Annotated in this window: 15 protein-coding genes; 7 read left to right on the forward strand and 8 right to left on the reverse strand. The window is 64.2% G+C overall.

Going from position 1 to position 17,255, the window contains the following annotated elements:
• Positions 1–169: 169 nt before the first annotated feature.
• The 3 genes from I6F37_RS15810 (at position 170) to arfB (ending at position 3,441) form a co-directional block, all read left to right on the forward strand.
• Entirely contained in the window at positions 170–1,561 is a 1,392-nt protein-coding gene (locus tag I6F37_RS15810; RefSeq protein ID WP_036027162.1) for a pitrilysin family protein, read from the forward strand.
• Positions 1,558–2,925, forward strand: a complete 1,368-nt coding sequence (locus tag I6F37_RS15815) for a pitrilysin family protein (RefSeq protein WP_225151856.1) — start codon at positions 1,558–1,560, stop codon at positions 2,923–2,925. Before I6F37_RS15810 ends, I6F37_RS15815 begins: the two co-directional genes overlap by 4 nt.
• Before the next feature lie 99 nt (positions 2,926–3,024).
• The gene (gene arfB / locus I6F37_RS15820) at positions 3,025–3,441 is read left to right on the forward strand and encodes an alternative ribosome rescue aminoacyl-tRNA hydrolase ArfB (protein WP_027575820.1); all 417 of its coding nucleotides are present in this window, start codon (positions 3,025–3,027) and stop codon (positions 3,439–3,441) included.
• A 56-nt stretch (positions 3,442–3,497) separates the two neighbouring features.
• Here the strand turns inward: arfB and I6F37_RS15825 are convergent, their stop codons facing one another.
• On the reverse strand, positions 3,498–3,806 hold the full coding sequence (locus I6F37_RS15825; protein WP_225126843.1) for a hypothetical protein: 309 nt from the start codon (positions 3,804–3,806) through the stop codon (positions 3,498–3,500).
• 316 nt (positions 3,807–4,122) lie between these two features.
• On the opposite strand from I6F37_RS15825, the gene mutL reads away from it, so the two are divergent.
• Complete coding sequence (mutL, locus tag I6F37_RS15830; RefSeq protein WP_225151857.1) at positions 4,123–5,937, forward strand: DNA mismatch repair endonuclease MutL; 1,815 nt, start codon at positions 4,123–4,125, stop codon at positions 5,935–5,937.
• A 79-nt stretch (positions 5,938–6,016) separates the two neighbouring features.
• On the opposite strand, the gene rsmD is transcribed toward mutL, so the two are convergent.
• Both rsmD and I6F37_RS15840 read right to left on the reverse strand, forming a co-directional pair.
• Positions 6,017–6,574: a 16S rRNA (guanine(966)-N(2))-methyltransferase RsmD gene (rsmD, locus tag I6F37_RS15835; protein WP_249795282.1), complete on the reverse strand. Its 558-nt coding sequence runs from the start codon at positions 6,572–6,574 to the stop codon at positions 6,017–6,019.
• Positions 6,575–6,576: 2 nt separating this feature from the next.
• A complete protein-coding gene (locus I6F37_RS15840) occupies positions 6,577–8,592 on the reverse strand; it encodes a pseudouridine synthase (protein ID WP_225151860.1) in 2,016 nt (671 codons plus the stop codon).
• A gap of 117 nt (positions 8,593–8,709) precedes the next feature.
• Here I6F37_RS15840 and I6F37_RS15845 point away from each other — a divergent pair, with 117 nt between their 5' ends.
• Positions 8,710–9,168: a nucleoside deaminase gene (locus tag I6F37_RS15845; protein WP_225151861.1), complete on the forward strand. Its 459-nt coding sequence runs from the start codon at positions 8,710–8,712 to the stop codon at positions 9,166–9,168.
• A 104-nt stretch (positions 9,169–9,272) separates the two neighbouring features.
• On the opposite strand, the gene I6F37_RS15850 is transcribed toward I6F37_RS15845, so the two are convergent.
• Both I6F37_RS15850 and purD read right to left on the reverse strand, forming a co-directional pair.
• Positions 9,273–10,175, reverse strand: a complete 903-nt coding sequence (locus tag I6F37_RS15850) for an alpha/beta fold hydrolase (RefSeq protein WP_225151862.1) — start codon at positions 10,173–10,175, stop codon at positions 9,273–9,275.
• Between the two features lie 204 nt (positions 10,176–10,379).
• Positions 10,380–11,663 carry a phosphoribosylamine--glycine ligase gene (gene purD / locus I6F37_RS15855; protein WP_225140483.1) on the reverse strand — a complete coding sequence of 428 codons (1,284 nt, stop codon included), beginning with the start codon at positions 11,661–11,663 and terminating at the stop codon, positions 10,380–10,382.
• Positions 11,664–12,287: 624 nt separating this feature from the next.
• Between purD and I6F37_RS15860 the strand changes: the two genes are divergently transcribed.
• Positions 12,288–13,265 (forward strand): AAA family ATPase, encoded by a 978-nt coding sequence (locus I6F37_RS15860; RefSeq protein ID WP_225151863.1) that lies wholly within the window; start codon positions 12,288–12,290, stop codon positions 13,263–13,265.
• A gap of 55 nt (positions 13,266–13,320) precedes the next feature.
• Entirely contained in the window at positions 13,321–15,741 is a 2,421-nt protein-coding gene (locus I6F37_RS15865; protein WP_225151864.1) for a S8 family peptidase, read from the forward strand.
• 142 nt (positions 15,742–15,883) lie between these two features.
• Here the strand turns inward: I6F37_RS15865 and I6F37_RS15870 are convergent, their stop codons facing one another.
• Genes I6F37_RS15870 through I6F37_RS15880 form a run of 3 tightly spaced genes read right to left on the reverse strand, consistent with a single transcriptional unit; the run spans position 15,884 to position 17,255 of the window.
• Entirely contained in the window at positions 15,884–16,183 is a 300-nt protein-coding gene (locus tag I6F37_RS15870) for a transcriptional regulator (protein ID WP_225151865.1), read from the reverse strand.
• A 2-nt stretch (positions 16,184–16,185) separates the two neighbouring features.
• Positions 16,186–16,737, reverse strand: a complete 552-nt coding sequence (locus tag I6F37_RS15875) for a hypothetical protein (protein WP_225151867.1) — start codon at positions 16,735–16,737, stop codon at positions 16,186–16,188.
• Positions 16,734–17,255, reverse strand: coding sequence for a DUF2306 domain-containing protein (locus I6F37_RS15880; protein WP_225151869.1), 522 nt, complete (start codon positions 17,253–17,255; stop codon positions 16,734–16,736). The genes I6F37_RS15875 and I6F37_RS15880 overlap by 4 nt, the downstream gene beginning before the upstream one ends.

Genomic DNA, 17,255 nt, shown 5'->3' on the forward strand with positions numbered 1-17,255 from the left:
CGAGGGTCGGCGGTGCATGTCCGCCCACCTCGTTCAAAATTGCTTATCAGTAACTTGCCTAAGCGTTGAGTTCTCTGCTTCGTGACGCGAAGCCTCAGCCGCACGGTGTAGCCTGCCGTGCCCTCCGAGCCGGAGATCCGGGCTCGGCACCTCACAACCAGGGATCATGATGTCCTCTTACCGATCGGCTGCCTGCCTCCTTGCCGCGCTGCTTTCGACGAGTGTCCTTTCGGCCAGCGCCGCCCTTGCCCAGACCACGGTGACATCGGCTCCGCCCGCCAGCTTCACGCTCGCCAACGGCATGCAGGTCGTGGTGATCCCGGACCGCCGCACCCCCGTTGTCACCGAGATGATCTGGTACAAAGTCGGCTCGGCCGATGAGACGCCCGGCAAGTCCGGCCTCGCGCACTTCCTCGAGCACCTGATGTTCAAGGGCACCGCGAAGCATCCGGCAGGCGAATTCTCCCAGACCGTGCTGCGTGTCGGCGGCAACGAGAACGCTTCGACCTCGGTCGACTACACCAACTACTATCAGCGCGTGCCGAAAGAGCAGCTGCCGACCATGATGGAGTTCGAGGCCGACCGCATGACGGGCCTCGTCCTCAAGGACGAGAACGTGCTGCCCGAGCGCGACGTCGTGCTCGAAGAGTACAACATGCGCGTCGCCAACAATCCGGATGCGCGGTTGAACGAGCAGATCATGGCCGCGCTCTATCTCAACCATCCCTACGGGCGGCCGGTGATCGGCTGGCATCAGGAGATCGAGAAGCTCGATCGCGAGGATGCGCTCGCCTTCTATCGTCGCTTCTACGCGCCGAACAACGCGATCCTGGTGATCGCCGGCGACGTCGACGCCGCCGAAGTCCGCCCGCTGGTCGAGCGCAATTTCGGCTCGATCCCCGCACAGCCCGCGATCCCGGCGCGGCGCGTTCGTCCGCAGGAGCCCGAGCCCGCCGCCCCGCGCACCGTCACGCTGGCCGACCCGCGCGTCGAGCAGCCGAACATGCGGCGCTATTATCTCGTGCCCTCGGCAACCACGGCCGCGGCCGGCGAGAGCGCGGCCCTCGACGTGCTGGCGCAGTTGATCGGCAGCGGCAGCAATTCCTATCTTTACCGCGCCCTCGTGGTCGACAAGCCGCTCGCGGTCTCCGCCAGCGCCAGCTATTCGAGCATCTCGCTCGACCCGACCCAGTTCGCGATCTCGGCTGCACCGAAACCCGGCGTCAGTTTTTCGGAGGTCGAGCAGGCGGTCGACGGGGTCCTCGCCAACGTCGCGCAGAACCCCATCCGCGCCGAGGATCTGGAGCGGGTCAAAACCCAGCTCATTGCCGAAGCGATCTACGCCCAGGACAACCAGGCTGTGCTGGCGCGCTGGTACGGCGGCGCGCTGACCACGGGCCTGTCGATCGAGGACATCAGGAGCTGGCCCGATCGCATCCGCGCCGTCACCGCCGAGCAGGTTCGCGCCGTCGCCCAGAAATGGCTCGAGAAGAAGCGCTCGGTGACGGGCTACCTGATCAAGGACACTGCAACCGCCAAGCGCGAGGAGAAGCGCTCGTGACCTATTCCTTCCTTCGCCACATTGCATTCTCCGTTGCCGCCGGCGCGGTCCTCGCATTCTCTGCGGTCTCGCCGTCGCAGGCCGCCGCAAAGATCCAGCACCTGATCTCGCCGGGCGGCATCGAAGCCTGGTTCGTGCAGGACGCAACCGTGCCGCTGATTGCCATGGAATATTCCTTCGCCGGGGGCTCGGCGGAGGACCCCAAGGACAAGCCGGGCGTTGCCAATCTGGTCGGCTCTCTCCTCGACGAAGGCTCAGGCGATCTCGATTCCAAGACGTTCCATGAACGGCTCGACCGCCGCGCCATCGAGCTGTCCTTCAACGCCACCCGCGACACCCTCCGGGGCAGCCTTCGCATGCTGCGCGACAACAAGGACGAGGCCTTCGACCTGCTCAGGATGGCGCTGACCTCGCCGCATTTCGACACGGCCGACGTCGAACGCATCCGCTCGCAGGTCATCTCGGGCCTGCGCCGCGAGACCACCAATCCGACCTCGCTGGCGAGCCGCAAGTTTCTGGAGCTCGCGTTCGGCGATCACCCCTACAGCCGGCAGAGCAACGGCAACCTCGACAGCGTGCCGACCATCACAATTGCCGACCTGAGGAATTATGTCGGCCGTGTCCTCGCCAGGGATGGCCTCAAGATTGCGGTCGTCGGCGACGTCGATCCGGCTACGCTCGGAAAGCTGCTCGACCACACCTTCGGCAGCCTGCCCGCCAAAGCCAATCTGACGCCAGTCCCCGACGTCGAGGCTGCAAAGCCGCCGCAACGCGCCTTCGTGACCCTCGACGTGCCGCAGACGGTGATCACCTTCGGCGGACCCGGCGTGAAGCGGAGTGATCCGAGCTTCATGGCGGCCTACGTCGTCAACCACATCCTCGGCGGCGGCGGCCTATCGTCCCGGCTCTATCGCGAGGTGCGCGAGAAGCGCGGACTGGCCTATTCGGTGTACGAGTCGCTGCTCTGGATGCAGCACTCGGCGATTTTCATCGGCAATACCGGCACCCGCGCCGACCGCGCCGGCGACACCATCGAGGCCATCGAACAGGAGGTGCGCCGCATCGCCGAGCAGGGCCCGACGCAGAAGGAGCTCGATGAGGCCAAGTCCTATCTCAAGGGCTCGCAGATGCTGGCGCTCGACACCTCGTCCAAGCTGGCACAGGCGCTGCTGCAATATCAGCAAGACAAGCTGCCGATCGACTATATCGAGAAGCGCAACGCCATCGTCGACGCCGTGACGCTGGACGATGCCAAGGCGGCCGCCAAGCGGCTCTGGGGCCAGGGGCTGCTGACCGTCGTCGTCGGCCGGGCCCCGCAGGCCGCCGTGCAACCGGCGGCTGCACCGGCGACGAAGTCGAACTGATCTCTTTTCTCGACGTTTCCGGCCATTTGCGTTTCACGGCAGCGCCATTGCTGACGACGGATGTCCGCGGTATGTCCTGACATCACGAATGGTGCCAGCATGCTGCGGATATCCCGCGATCTCGTCATCGACGAGGACGACATCGAGATCGGCTTTGTCCGCGCCTCCGGCCCGGGCGGGCAGAACGTCAACAAGGTCGCGACCTCCGCGCAGCTGCGCTTCGACACGCGCAAGCTGACCTTGCCCGAGGACGCGGCGCTGCGCCTTGCCCGCATTGCCGGCCAGCGCATGACCAAGGACGGCGTGATCGTGATCCACGCTCAGCGCTTTCGCACTCAGGAGCGCAACCGTCAGGATGCCATCGACCGTCTCGTCGAGATCCTCAAGGAGGCCATGGTCCGGCCGACGCCTCGCCGTGCGACGCGGCCGACCTTCGCCTCCAAGCAGCGCCGGCTCGAGGGCAAGAAACGCCGCAGCGACATCAAGGCCGGCCGCGGCCGGAGCTTCGACGATTGATGCGAAAAACCTCCGGTCGCGCGAGCGACCGGAGATTTGCCGTTCGCGAGCTGGCGTCAGTAGCGCTTGCCGGCCGCAGCACCGCCGGTCGCCGCATCGTCCGTGGTGCCCTTGCGCGTCGCGCTGCCGGTGGTCCCGACGGACCCCTTCGTGCCTTTGCCCGACTTCATGCCGACCTTCTCGCCGGCTGCGCCCTGCTGTGCACCGAGATCCTCATCCTCGCTGCCTGACGCGCCTCCTTGCATGGGCTTGCTTTGTACGGTGCCGCCAGGCCTCGTCCCAGACGAGGTGCCTTGGGCGAGAACGGGCGTTGCAACGAGGGCCGCGAGAGCGCAAGCGATCGCAGAGGTCTTCACCAACTTCATCCATTTCTCCTGGAATGTCGCGATGAACCGTCGGTTGCCTTCTGCACCGTTCGCCTGCACCGGACCGGTTCATCGCAAAGAGAGTTCGAACGGCGCGGTGTGATGCAAGCCGCGTCGTGTGGTGATCGTTTAGGGTTTTCGCGGCGCTTTCGCGGAATTGTGCTCCTCATATGCGGCGGCGCGGAACATCCCAAGCATTCCCGACGGACGAGGCGCGCCGAAAATGTCCCCCATTTCGGGTGTGGGAAGCTCGACCTGACCCATGCATTTGTCGCTGCGTGGCACTAGACTTGAGAATATTCGCCGAGTGAGCCTCATGCCCGTCCGCCAGCTGCCAGAACAGGTCGTCAACCGCATCGCCGCCGGCGAGGTGGTCGAACGCCCGGCGAGCGTGGTCAAGGAGCTGGTCGAGAACGCGATCGATGCCGGCGCGAGCCGCATCGACGTCTTCACCGACGGCGGCGGGCGGCGGCGAATCGGCATCACCGACGACGGCAGCGGCATGACCGCAGAAGACCTTGCGCTCGCCGTCGAGCGCCATGCCACCTCCAAGCTCGACGACGAGGACCTGCTGCAGATCCGCACCCTCGGGTTTCGCGGCGAGGCCCTGCCCTCAATCGGCTCGGTGGCGCGCCTCTCCATCACCACGCGGCACGCCAGCGAGCCGCACGCCTGGGCGTTGTCGGTCGAGGGCGGCGAGAAGTCCGGGATCATGCCGGCGGCGCTGGCGCATGGCACGCGCGTCGAGGTTGGCGACCTCTTCTACGCGACGCCGGCGCGGCTCAAGTTTCTGAAGACCGACCGCACCGAGGCGGAGGCCATCCGCGAAGTGGTACGGCGCCTCGCGATGGCGCGGCCCGACATCGCCTTCACGCTCGCCGGCGAGGAGCGCGCACCGGTGACCTGGACCGCGGCGCTGCCCGGCGCGGCCGGACGGCTGACTCGGCTTGGCGACATCCTCGGCGCCGAGTTCCGCAGCCACGCCATCGAGGTCCATGCCGAGCGCGAGGGCGTCGTGGTCGCCGGCTATGCTGCGGCTCCCGCGCTGACCAAGGCCAACGCACTCGGCCAATATCTCTTCGTCAACGGCCGGCCGGTGCGCGACAAGCTCATTCTCGGCGCCGTGCGCGCGGCCTATTCCGACTATCTGCCGCGCGACCGCCATCCGGTGCTCGCGCTGTTCGTCACGCTCGATCCGCGCGAGGTCGATGCCAATGTGCATCCGGCCAAGACCGAGGTGCGCTTCCGCAATGCCGGCCTCGTCCGCGCGCTGATCGTGCATGGCTTGAAGGAAGCACTCGCACGCGAGGGCCGCCGCACCGCCGCCAATAGCGGCGAGAGCGCGCTGTCCTCGTTCCGGCCCGCCTTCATGCCGCCCCGCCCGGCAGGCTGGGACTGGCGCGCCTCGCCAGCCGCCCCGGTGGCGCCGATGCCGTCGTTCGAGGGCGCCGCCGCGCCCGCCTTCGCCGAGCGTGCGCAGGCTGCCTTCGACGTCGGCGCGCCCAGTGCTGACGTGCGGATCGAGAGCCAACCCGCCGGCGATCTCGTCGATCGCCCGCTCGGCGCGGCGCGCACGCAGATCCACGAGACCTACATCGTCTCGCAGACCCGCGACGGCCTGATCATCGTCGATCAGCACGCCGCCCATGAGCGCATCGTCTACGAGCGGCTGAAGGCCTCGCTCGCCGCCAACGGCGTGCAGCGGCAGATCCTGCTGATCCCTGAGATCGTGGAGATGGATGAGGCCACTGTGGAGCGCCTGCTGGAGCGCAGCGAGGAGCTGGCATCGTTCGGCCTTGCCATTGAATCCTTCGGCCCCGGCGCGGTCGCGGTGCGCGAGACGCCGTCGCTGCTCGGCAAGACCAATGCCGGAGGCCTGTTGCGCGATCTTTCCGAGCACATGGCCGAATGGGACGAGGCGCTGCCGCTCGAACGCCGCCTGATGCACGTCGCGGCGACCATGGCCTGCCACGGCTCGGTGCGCGCCGGCCGCCGCTTGCGGCCGGAGGAGATGAACGCCCTGCTCCGCGAGATGGAGGAGACGCCGAACTCCGGCCAGTGCAATCACGGCCGGCCGACCTATGTCGAGCTGAAGCTCAGCGACGTGGAGAAGCTGTTCGGGCGGCGGTGACGGTGCCGTAGGGTGGATTAGCCGAAGGAATCCACCTCTTCAGCTTCCGCCGTGAGAGACAGTGGCGGATTACGCTTTGCTAATCCGCCCTACGCAAGAACACAAACTCCGTGTCGTCATAGGCCCGCCGCTCCAGCTCCTCAAAACCTTGTGGCGTCACGAACTGCGCGGCCTTCGCCTCTTCCACCACCAGCAGCGCGCCCGGGGTGAGCCAGCCGCCGTCGCGCAGGCTCGCGACCGCCTTCTCGGCGAAGCCCTTGCCGTAGGGCGGGTCGAGAAACACCAGCGAGAACGGCTCGACGGGATGCGCGGGGCCGAGATCGGTCGCATCGCGGCGATACACCTTGGTGACGCCGCCGAGGCCGAGCGCCTCGACATTGTTGCGCAACAGCGCACGCGCCTCCGCGCCGTTGTCCACGAACAGCGTGAACTTCGCCCCGCGCGAGGCCGCCTCGATGCCGAGCGCGCCGGTGCCGGCGAAGAGATCGAGCACGCGCGCGTCCTGGATCGGATCGTCATAGGCGTGCACGAGGATGTTGAACACGGACTCGCGCAACCGGTCCGCCGTCGGGCGGATGTCACGCGAAGACGGTGAGGCGAGATTGCGCCCCTTCAAACGACCGCCGACGACGCGCAACTTCAATCCTCCCGCGGCGTCAGGTCGCGTTTGCCGTGATAACCGCGCTTGGGACGGCGCGGCGGGCCGTAGCCGCTCGCCTCCATCTCGTTGCGCTCGCGCGCCTCCTCGCTGCCGGTGCGCTGCACCAGCACACGGCGGCCCTTGCGATCGTTGATCACCGCGCGCTTGCTGGCGGGCTTCTTCTCGCTCGGCGCCTCGCCGGAGCGCGAAGATGACTTCGAGGGCGTGTCGAACTGCGCGCCCGACTTCTCGATCACCTTGTCGCCGAGCTGCTCGCGCAGCACGCGCGCGCGGATCTCCTCGACCTGACCTTCCGGAATCTCGCCGAGCTGGAACGGGCCGTAGGAGACGCGGATCAGCCGGTTCACCTCGAGGCCGAGATGGGCGCAGACATTGCGCACCTCGCGGTTCTTGCCCTCGCGGATCGCGAACACCAGCCAGACATTGGCGCCCTGGTCGCGTTCCAGCGTGGCCTCGATCGGACCATACTTGACGCCCTCGATCTCGATGCCGTTCTTGAGCTGGTCGAGCTGCGCCTGGGTGACGTCGCCATGGGCGCGGACGCGGTAGCGGCGCAGCCAGCCGGTGTCGGGCAGCTCGAGCGTGCGCGCGAGGCCGCCGTCGTTCGTGAGCAGCAAGAGCCCTTCGGTGTTGAAGTCGAGCCGGCCGACGCTGATCAGCCGCGGCAGGCCTTCGGGCAGATTGTCGAACACGGTCGGACGGCCCTCGGGGTCGTCATGCGTCGTCATCAGCCCGCGCGGCTTGTGGTAGAGGAAAAGCCGCGTGCGTTCACGCTCCGGCAACGGCTTGCCGTCGACCATGACGACGTCGTTCTTGGTGACGTCGAGCGCCGGCGAGTTGATGACCCGGCCGTTGACGGTGACGCGGCCCTGCGTGACCATCTCCTCGGCGTCGCGGCGCGAGGCGAGACCGGCGCGGGCCAGCACCTTGGCGATGCGCTCGCCGGCCTTCTTCGGCTTCGGCGCCTCGTCGCGGCGCGGCCGGCCCTCGAAATCACGATCGCGCTCGCGATAGGCGCCGCGGCCGCCGAAGGCGGGACGCTTCTCGAAAATCCTGCTGTCGTCCTCGTTGTCGCGGCGCGGACGATCGCGGAAGCGGCCTTCGTTGCGCGGATGCTCCTGCCAGTCCATGCGGCCTTCGGGGCGCTGGCGCGGCCGATCGAATTTCGGACGGTCACCGCGTTCGCTGTCGCGGTCACGGGGCCGATCGAATTTCGGCCGCTCGCGAAACGGGCGGTCACCGGATGCGCGGTCGTCGCGCGAACGAGAGAAACGCGGACGGTCCTCGCCACGGCCACCCTCCCGCCGATCGTCGCGCTGACGCCAGGGCTTCTCGTCGCCGCGATCGCGGCCGCCGAAATCCTTGTCGAAGCTCTTGCGTGGGCGATCACCGCGCGGTGCGCGATCACCGCGATCGAAATTCGGGCGGTCGCCGCGCGGCTTGAAGCTACGTTCGCCACGATCCTCGCGCGGCCCGCGATCCCCACGGTCGCGTCCGCGATCCCCACGGTCGCGTTGGCGATCCGGCCCGCCCCGCGAAAATTTCCGTTCGCCGTCGAACTTGCGCTCTGGACGGTCGCCGCGCGGCGCGTAGGGCTTCTTGTCGCCGAACTTCCTGTCGCTGGAGCGGCCGGCCGAGCGTGCATCGTCGCGATCCCTGCGCGGCGGACGATCGTCACGGCCAATTGACGGGCGATCGCCGCGCGGCTTGAAGCTGCGCTCACCGCGCCCCTCGCTGCCGCGGTCGTCGCGCTTGAAGCGGGGACGGTCACTGAAATCGCGGCGCGGTGCGTCGCCCTCCTCGCGGCGGCGGAATGGACGGCTGTCGCGGTCGCCACGCGGCGGGCGGCTGTCGCGCTCGCGCTTACCCCCACCCTTGCCCTCGAAGCCGCGCTTGGCGAACTTCTTCTCAGGCCCGCGCGGCTTGCCGCTACGGCCTTTGGCCGGGCCTCGCCGGCCGCGGGAATCGTTGTCTTTGTCGCTGTCGCGAGGCATGACTAATCTCACTTAAGGGGTGGCGCGAGCATTGTGCGCGCTCGCTGCGAGCCGCATGCTCAGGCAAAATCGGTATCCACTCTTGCTGAAGGCGGAGCTAGTAGCAGGTTTCTGGCGATGATACGAGGCATGAAAGCCCCTTCTTTCATGGATTTGGCGCTTCTGGCGGCTGAAACTGCCGGAAAATCGGGCGAAGTTCCGATCGGGTGCGTGGTGGTCCGCGCTTCCGAGGTCATCGCCACCGGCGCCAACCGGACGCTGACCGACCATGATCCGACCGCCCATGCCGAGATCATCGCGCTGCGCGCGGCCGCCGCGAAGATCGGCAGCGAGCGGCTGGTCGACTGCGACCTCTACGTGACGCTGGAGCCCTGCACCATGTGTGCGGGCGCGATCTCGTTTGCAAGGGTGAGGCGGCTCTATTACGGCGCGGCCGACCCCAAGGGCGGCGCGGTGGAGTCAGGCGTGCGGTTCTTTGCCTCGCCGACCTGCCACCACGCGCCGGACGTCTATTCCGGCGTCGGCGAGAGCGAGGCGGCGCGGCTGCTGAAGGAGTTCTTTCGGGAGCGGCGGTAGGTTGGAGTCGCGTAGCCCGGATGGAGCGAAGCGCAATCCGGGGCAGTGCCGCGGCGAGGAGAGAATCCCGGATTTCGCTGCGCTCCATCCGGGCTACAAGATCGTCAGGCCAAGAAGAACTCGCGCAGCGCCCTCGCTGTCACATCGGGATTCTCCTCCGTGAGGAAGTGCCCCGAATCCACCGGCATGCCGTCGACGTTGGTGGCCCATTGTGTCCACGTCTCCAGCGGCGTCGCGGCGGCCTGGGCGATGCCGGCATTGCCCCACAGCGCCAGCATCGGAATCGTGATCTTCTTGCCGGCCTCGAAATCGGCCTTGTCGAGGTCGTAGTCGAAATAGGCGCTGGCGCGGTAATCCTCGCACATCGCGTGGATGCGGGCGGGATCGCGGAACGGGGCGAGGTAGTGCTCGAGCGCGCGCGGATCGATGGCGTCCAGCGTCTTCGACCTGGTCTGGCTCGCCATCTTGAAGCGCAGGAAGAACTCGCCTTGGCCTGCGATCAGCGTCTCCGGCAGCGGATAGGGCTGCGCCAGGAAGGTCCAGTGATAGATCTTCAAGGCATAGGCGCGGTTCATCCGCTCCCAGTAATTATAGGTCGGCAGGATATCGAGCACGGCGAGCTTCGACAGCCGGCCGGGATGATCGAGCGCCAGCCGATACGACACGCGGCCGCCGCGGTCGTGGCCGGCGAGCGCGAAATGCACGTGGCCGAGGCGCTCCATCACCTCGACCATGGCTTTCGCCATGGCGCGCTTAGAGTAGGGGATGTGCAGCGCATCGCTCGCGGGCATGTCGGACCAGCCGTAGCCCGGCAGGTCGGCGATGATCAGCGTGAAGTGCTCGGCAAGCTCAGGCGCCACCTGGTGCCACATCACGTGGGTCTCGGAGAAGCCGTGCAGGAGCAGCAGCGGCGGGCCCTTGCCGCCGACGCGGGCGAAGATGCGGCCGAACGAGGTATCGATCCATTCGGCGGCGAAGCCCGGATAGAGGTCGGCGAGATCGGACATCTTGTTGCATCCTTGTTGGTCGGTCGCGGGGCCGCTCGACAAAAAAGTGTCGAAAACAACCCCATGCACAGTACCGGTATTATCGTCGGGGCAACTAACCCCAACTGCTGATTGCACATTCTGGATTGTAGATGTGGCGGCGCGGTGACGCGAACGTCGCGATTCCGGACCGGCGCTTTTGGGGGCGCCGTCCGCAATGACGCGCTAATTTTTGGCCTTTTCCGCCTCCACCGCCTGCCAGCCGATGTCGCGGCGGCAGAAACCGTCCGGCCAGTCGACGCGGTCGACGGCTTGATAGGCGCGCGCCTGCGCTTCCGTCACAGTCGCCCCCAGCGCGCAGACGTTGAGCACGCGGCCGCCATTGGCGAGGATCGCGCCGTCCTTCTCAACCGTGCCGGCGTGGAAGATCTCGACGGTGTCGACCTTGGCGGCCTCCTCCAGCCCCTGGATGCGCGTGCCCTTCTGGTAGTCGCCGGGATAGCCCTTCGCCGCCATCACCACGGTGAGCGCGGATTCCTTGTGCCAGCGCAGGTCGAAGTGCTTCAGCTCCCCGTCGCAGGCGGCGAGCAGCGCCGGCACGATGTCGCTCATCATGCGCAGCATCAAGACCTGGCACTCGGGATCGCCGAAGCGGACGTTGAACTCGAACAGTTTTGGCCCCTGCGTCGTCAGCATGATGCCGGCATAGAGCACGCCGCGGAACGGCGTGCCGCGCTGCTTCATGCCTGCGACCGTCGGCAGGATGATCTTGGCCATGATCGCGTCGTGGACGGCGGGCGTGACCAGCGGCGTCGGCGAATAGGCGCCCATGCCGCCGGTGTTCGGGCCGACGTCGTGGTCGAACACGCGCTTGTGGTCCTGGGCGGAGGCCAGCGGGATCGCCGTCTCGCCGTCGCACAGCGCAAAGAAGCTGATCTCGCGGCCCGGCAGAAACTCCTCGATCACGACCTCCGCGCCGGCCTCGCCGAAGGCGCCCTCGAACATCATGGCGATGGCGTCCTCGGCCTCGCGCACGGTTTTCGCAACGACGACGCCCTTGCCGGCGGCAAGGCCATCGGCCTTGACCACGATCGGCGCGCCCTGGCTCTGCACATAGGCGCGCGCGTCATCGGCATTGGTGAATCGCTTGTAGGCGCCGGTCGGAATGCCGAACTCGGTGCACAGCGCCTTGGTGAACCCCTTGGAGCTTTCGAGCTGGGCCGCGACCTTGCTCGGCCCGAACGCCTTGATGCCGGCGGCGCTGAGATCATCGACGATGCCGGCCGCGAGCGGCGTCTCCGGCCCGACCACCACGAGCTCCACCGCGTTCTTTTTGCAGAAGTCGATCACGGCGGCATGGTCGGCGACATCGAGCGCCACGCATTCCGCCTCCCTGGCGATGCCGGCATTGCCGGGCGCGCACCAGAATTTGGTCACCAGGGGAGAGGCTGCGATCTTCCACGCCAGGGCATGTTCGCGGCCGCCGGAACCAAGCAGGAGAATGTGCATCGAGGGCTCAGGATGAGGTTTTGCTGGAGGCGGAGGTCGCACGAATCGGGGTGGGGCTCAAGGGGGGAGCGAAAATGTGCGCGCAGCGTTATCGCAGGCCCTCAGCTATTTCGTCGGTATCCCCCAGGTCTCGTTTTCGGTCACGACAGCCGCACTGAAGGGAAGAGCATCTGGACGCCAACCGTTCTCTTTGCGCCTCAGAAGAAGGGTGACGATAAGGAGGATCGAGGCGAATACGAAGCGCAATACAAAGAGACATCGAACGGACGCAAAATCGATAGCTTTTTCAACGCTGAAGCGGAATATTGGCAGTACCCATTCAACTACAACCTCGGCTTCACCAAGGCGCGGCCAACGGCGCTCCTACCTGCAACAGCGGCTTCCGAAGCGTCTGAGCGCACTCGCGCTCTCTAAGACGTGCAATACCGGCCGTCTGAGGCGCTTTCCACAGCAGTCATTTTGGACGAGGTTGTAGCGAGCGAATAAGCTATCAAGTAACGATTAAGGAACGAGCGTGCTATCGGCTCGTCGCAGATGGAAAGCCCGAAACGGAAAGCGCGGCCTATGGCTCGGTCTGATCTCTTAATATCGCTTGTTCGAGCAGCCACAAGCGGTGATCGGACAATGCTGCGCACCACAGTGGAGACTCTAGCTGCCGAAGAGCGTGCGCAGCAGCACGATGCTTTGGCGGACCGGCTCACTAGAGCCCTAAATTCGCAGGTCTTGCACTCAAGTTACGGAAGCCAAAAAGCCCAGCCGGGACGAGAGCTGATCAGCGAAGTGAAGCCACGAAAGAAGCTTTCTGATTTGGTGCTGTCACCCGAGGTCGAGCAACAGTGCGCGGAGCTTATTGAAGAGCAGTTTCGCGCCGATCTGTTGAGAAGTCATGGTCTAGAACCCCGCCACCGCGTTCTCCTCTCTGGACCGCCGGGGAACGGAAAGACAGCTCTTGCCGAAGCTCTCGCCGAGGCTCTCGCACTGCCTTTCTACTCTGTTCGCTACGACGCCCTAATTGCGAGCTATTTGGGAGAAACTGCCCAGCGGCTGGCGCGCCTCTTCGATTACATACGGACCATCCCCTGTGTGGTGTTGTTTGACGAGTTTGATGCGATAGGAAAGGAGCGCGGTGACGAGCATGAGACAGGCGAGATAAAGAGAGTAGTGTCAAACTTTCTATTGCAGGTTGACGCTCTTCCAAGCTACGTAGTTATCGTAGCGGCTACCAACCATCCTGAACTCCTTGATAGGGCAGCTTGGAGACGATTTCAGCTGCGGCTTACAATGCCTGCCCCGACGTCAGAAGAACTGGCCAAGTACTTCGAGAAGACCTTCCATGCGGCGGACATGGAGGTGGATGTAAAGAAGCTAGTGCGGAATATTGGCCTTGTAAGCTACGCGGAAGCAACGGATTTTGTTTTAGATGTACAACGCAAAAATATTCTCGGCCTCGGGCAGCTCACTCCAAAGAGCCTGATCGAAGAGAAAGTAAGACTTTGGTCAAAGCGCGTAGGGGGTGCGCCGGATGCCAAGAGACCAAGACAAACCATTGCTAAAGTTCGATCCGCCGGAAAACGTCCAAAGAACACGCGGCGCAGCACCTAGAATTCCTCAGCCAGTCCCTTATCAGAAAGGGCGGCAAACTCAGCGTATCGGGCCGATGTTTGAGCGATTGCAGCAAGCGCTGCAGCGCGGCGAAGATATTTTGACCCTTCGAAATGAGCCCGATGCGCTAGCGCCCGAAACACTCGTGGTTTTCGAAACGAGAGGCGCGCCCTCTGCCTTTGCTAAAGCGTGTGAGGAAATCGGGCTGAGGATATTGGCCGATGATGACCTCGAATTTGTCGATGACAACGACGAAGCTGCGAAAGGCCATTACTACCTGACCATGCCCGATCAACGGGCGATAAATGAACTGCTGCGACTCTGGACGTTGTGGACAAGCGGTGGAAGTCTCGGACAGAACGCTAAATGGGAAAGCGTCTTCTCGTGCCTTTACAGTTTGAGGCGGTGGGGGCCGAGAGACCGTGTCACGGATGAAGATGCTGCCACAATCGCTGAGGACGCTCAACTATCGCCGCAAGCCAGCGTACGGCTTGAAATTGAACTAGCCTTCGATCCGGACGAAACGAAAGCTACTGCAAATCGAGCACTCGCCATTCGTGAAATAGAAAATTCTGGCGGAAGCGTGCGGAATAGCAGTCGATTTGCAGAAATAGCTTACGATGCCCTTCTGGTGGATGTCGAGGCTGCGGCAGCTGCTGACATCGCCGCAAGGACTGACGGCAGTTTGGCCCGCCTCGTTGAGATTTTTGCAATTAGGCCGCAAAGTTCGCTCAAGATTTCGACGGCAGTTGAGACGGAGACGTCTGAGCTCCCTGTCGAGGGACAAGAACAGAGCTCTCCTATCGCTGCAATCCTGGATGCCGTACCTCAGCAGAACCACGCACTTCTAGCGGGGCGACTGTTAGTGGAAGATTTCTTAAACCTTGAACCGCTGGCAGTCGGCCCAAGGGTACATGGCACCGCGATGGCATCATTGGTGTTGCATGGCGACTTGGCCAAACGAGAACCTCCGCTCGGGCGTCGCGTCGCTTTCATCCCGATCATGTATTCTGCGGTCAACGATCCAAACTTTGTTGACGAGGCGCCTCCCACGGACGCGCTTATTGTCGACTTGCTTGTGCGCACCATTGGGCGCCTCAAGGTGGGTGATGCGAACTCTCCGCCGATTGGTCCTGATGTTTTCATCGTGAACCTTTCGATTGGTGACACAAAGCGGCCTTTTGGGAATAGGGTCTCAGCCTTTGCCCGGGCTTTAGACTGGCTTGCTGCTCTGCATGGCATCCTCTTTCTGGTGAGCGCCGGCAACCATGGCAGCTTGCATATCGCTAACATCGACGTCGCCAGCTACGCCATTAGCAATGGTGAACAACGAACTAGGGCCACGCTGTTCGGGTTGAGCGGGACGATGCATAGTCGTCGGTTGCTGCCACCTTCAGAAGCGATGAACTGTTTGACCATTGGTGCGCTTCATGATGACGAAATCGCCGCTGCGCCAGACGTGGGCCATTCTCGCGACCCGCTCCCCTTCGGGGTTTTTGCGAACCCTGTATCACGGATGGGGCTCGGGTATCGTAGCTCCGTTAAGCCGGACCTGTTGTTCCCCGGAGGGCGCCTTCGAGCCATCCTGCGACAGCAACGTCCAAACGTTGCAGACCTCGATCTGCAAGAGCCCAACAGGCTTGGTGGCCTTCTCGCTGCGGGACCGGGGCCTAGCGTGGGTGCAAGATATCCAATTCAACACTCCGGCTCCACGAGTGGGGCGACCGCTCTAGCAACCCGGGCGTGCCATCTCATACACGAGAGTCTTGAGGCAGCGTACGAGGCGAATTTCGTCGGTTTACCCAGTGCAGCCCGTGCCGTGGTGATTAAAGCTCTACTGGTTCACCGAGCCACTGTTCCCGATGAAAGTCGTTCACTGATCCACGACGTGTTTGGGCCGCAAGGAAAACACAGGGGAAGGGAACGAACTGCCAATGTCCTTCGCCATTTCGGATTTGGCATTCCGGACGTCGAAGAGGTTCTTGGATGTATCGGGTCTCGGGCAACTCTTTGGGCGGAGGGTCAGGTTGGGGAAAACGACGGTCAGTTGTTCAGCCTTCCCCTGCCAGCGTGCCTCTCGGGCGTTCGGGGAGTACGCAGGCTCAGTGTGACACTGGCTTGGTTTACGCCGGTACAGCCAGGACGACGGGCCTATAAGGGGGTAAGGCTGAAAGTGGAGGAGCCTGAGTTCAAGAGCATCTGCACTCGAGCCGCACAAGGCCAGTCGGAGCGTAAGCCGCGCGGAACCATCTATCATCGGACTTGGGAAGGGACGGCTGCCCGTAACTTTGTAGATGGTGAGAGGCTGGAACTGCGCGTTGCTCGTGATCCCGACCAAGGCGACGAGCTTCCAGACCTCGTAAGGTTTGGATTGGCCGTGACCTTGGAAGTCGAAGACGACGCCTTGCCGATTTACGATGAGGTGCGGGCAATGCTGAAAGTCCAACCCCGCGTTGCGGTGCGTGTCGGAGCTTAACTGGCTGCAGCTAGCTAAAGGCTTCTCTTCAATACAAAACGCTAGTACAAAGCACCTACTCTTAGCGCAAATCGTTTAGTTTTGTCGGTAGCTAAGCAGGTCCGGAACGGCACCTACCCCACTGTACCAGCTTGCCGATGGCCTACCCCTCCCTCCCAGCAATGATCTCCCGCAACGTGGCCACATGCCGTGCAAACGCCCCTCGCCCCGCCGCCGTGGCGGTCACCGTGGTCTGCGGCTTCTTGCCAACGAAAGCCTTGTCCACCTGGACATAGCCCGCCTTCGCCAGGGTCTCGATATGCGCCCCGAGATTGCCGTCGGTGGCGCCGGTGAGCTTCTTCAGGCGGACGAATTCCAGCCCCATCTCCGCAGGCAGCGCGTTCAGCGCGGCCATGATCTTCAGGCGCAGCGGCTGGTGGATGATGTCGTCGAGCTCGGCCATTGCTAGCTCCGCCGCATCCAGAGCCCGCCGAGGGTCAGCCCGCCGCCGTTGACGGCTGCCATCCACAACAGCAGCGATGGGCCGGGGATGTAAAAATAGCCGACCAGCGTCAGCGCAACGATGGTGGCGCCGATCACGAGGAAGGCAGTGCCGAACCACACCCCGGCCATCATGTAGAACAGCATGATGTAGATCGGCCAGAACGCCGTCTGCTGGCGCGGCGTGAACTGACCGAAATAGCAGACGAAGATGCCAAAGGCGGCGATCAGCAGAAATGTCAGAAAATAGCGCCCGTCGAACACGCGAACGCGGCTCTTCGCGCGGTGGTAGGCGCCGAGCGCGATCAGGCCTACGGCCGACACCCCGTACACCGCGAACCAGAAATAGAGCCCGTAGCGCGGCCAGAGCCAGCCCGAGATGTTGCCGACGAACGCCAGCACGCCCCACATCAGCAGGGCAAGACTGGAGACCTCGTAGATCCGCGACTGCCGCACACGGCGGACGGTGTCCTCGATATCGGTCAGCGCTTCGGACGCCTGCTTGCTGTCGATCACGATGGCGCTCCGCTCCGCTCGACCAACCCGGTGGACATCGCTGGTGCATCCACTGGAGGCTGATGCTTCCGGATCAGAATATAGGCGACCATCATCGTCACAAGCGACGCGGCGAGTGCAATCAATGCGACCTGCTCCCGCGTCGTCACGGGCAGCAATCGTGACGCGATGTTCGTGATCGCCGCCGACACGGGAGCGACATAGGACCAGGCGATGAAATTATAGTGAGCCCTTCGCCAGTTCGCCGGTCGCGGCGTTCGCAGCAGCGGCACGATGGCGAGGACGATCAGGGTGAAGTTCACGATTGCGGCGACATGGAACGCGTTGAAATGACCAGTGAACCGGTAGACCAGCAAGGTTGCGGCGTCGGAGGCCAGCATCGCGTAGACATAGAAGTATCCGCGCGCGCGATGGCCTGCACCGCGCTTCGGCCGCAGAAACTGAATTAGCCCGGCAACGAGACACATCAGCGCCAGCACCACGTGGATCGCACCGGCGGGGGTCAAATGCGCCATCAT

The organism is Bradyrhizobium sp. NBAIM08, assembly GCF_020193935.1.
Taxonomy (GTDB): Bacteria; Pseudomonadota; Alphaproteobacteria; order Rhizobiales; family Xanthobacteraceae; genus Bradyrhizobium; species Bradyrhizobium yuanmingense.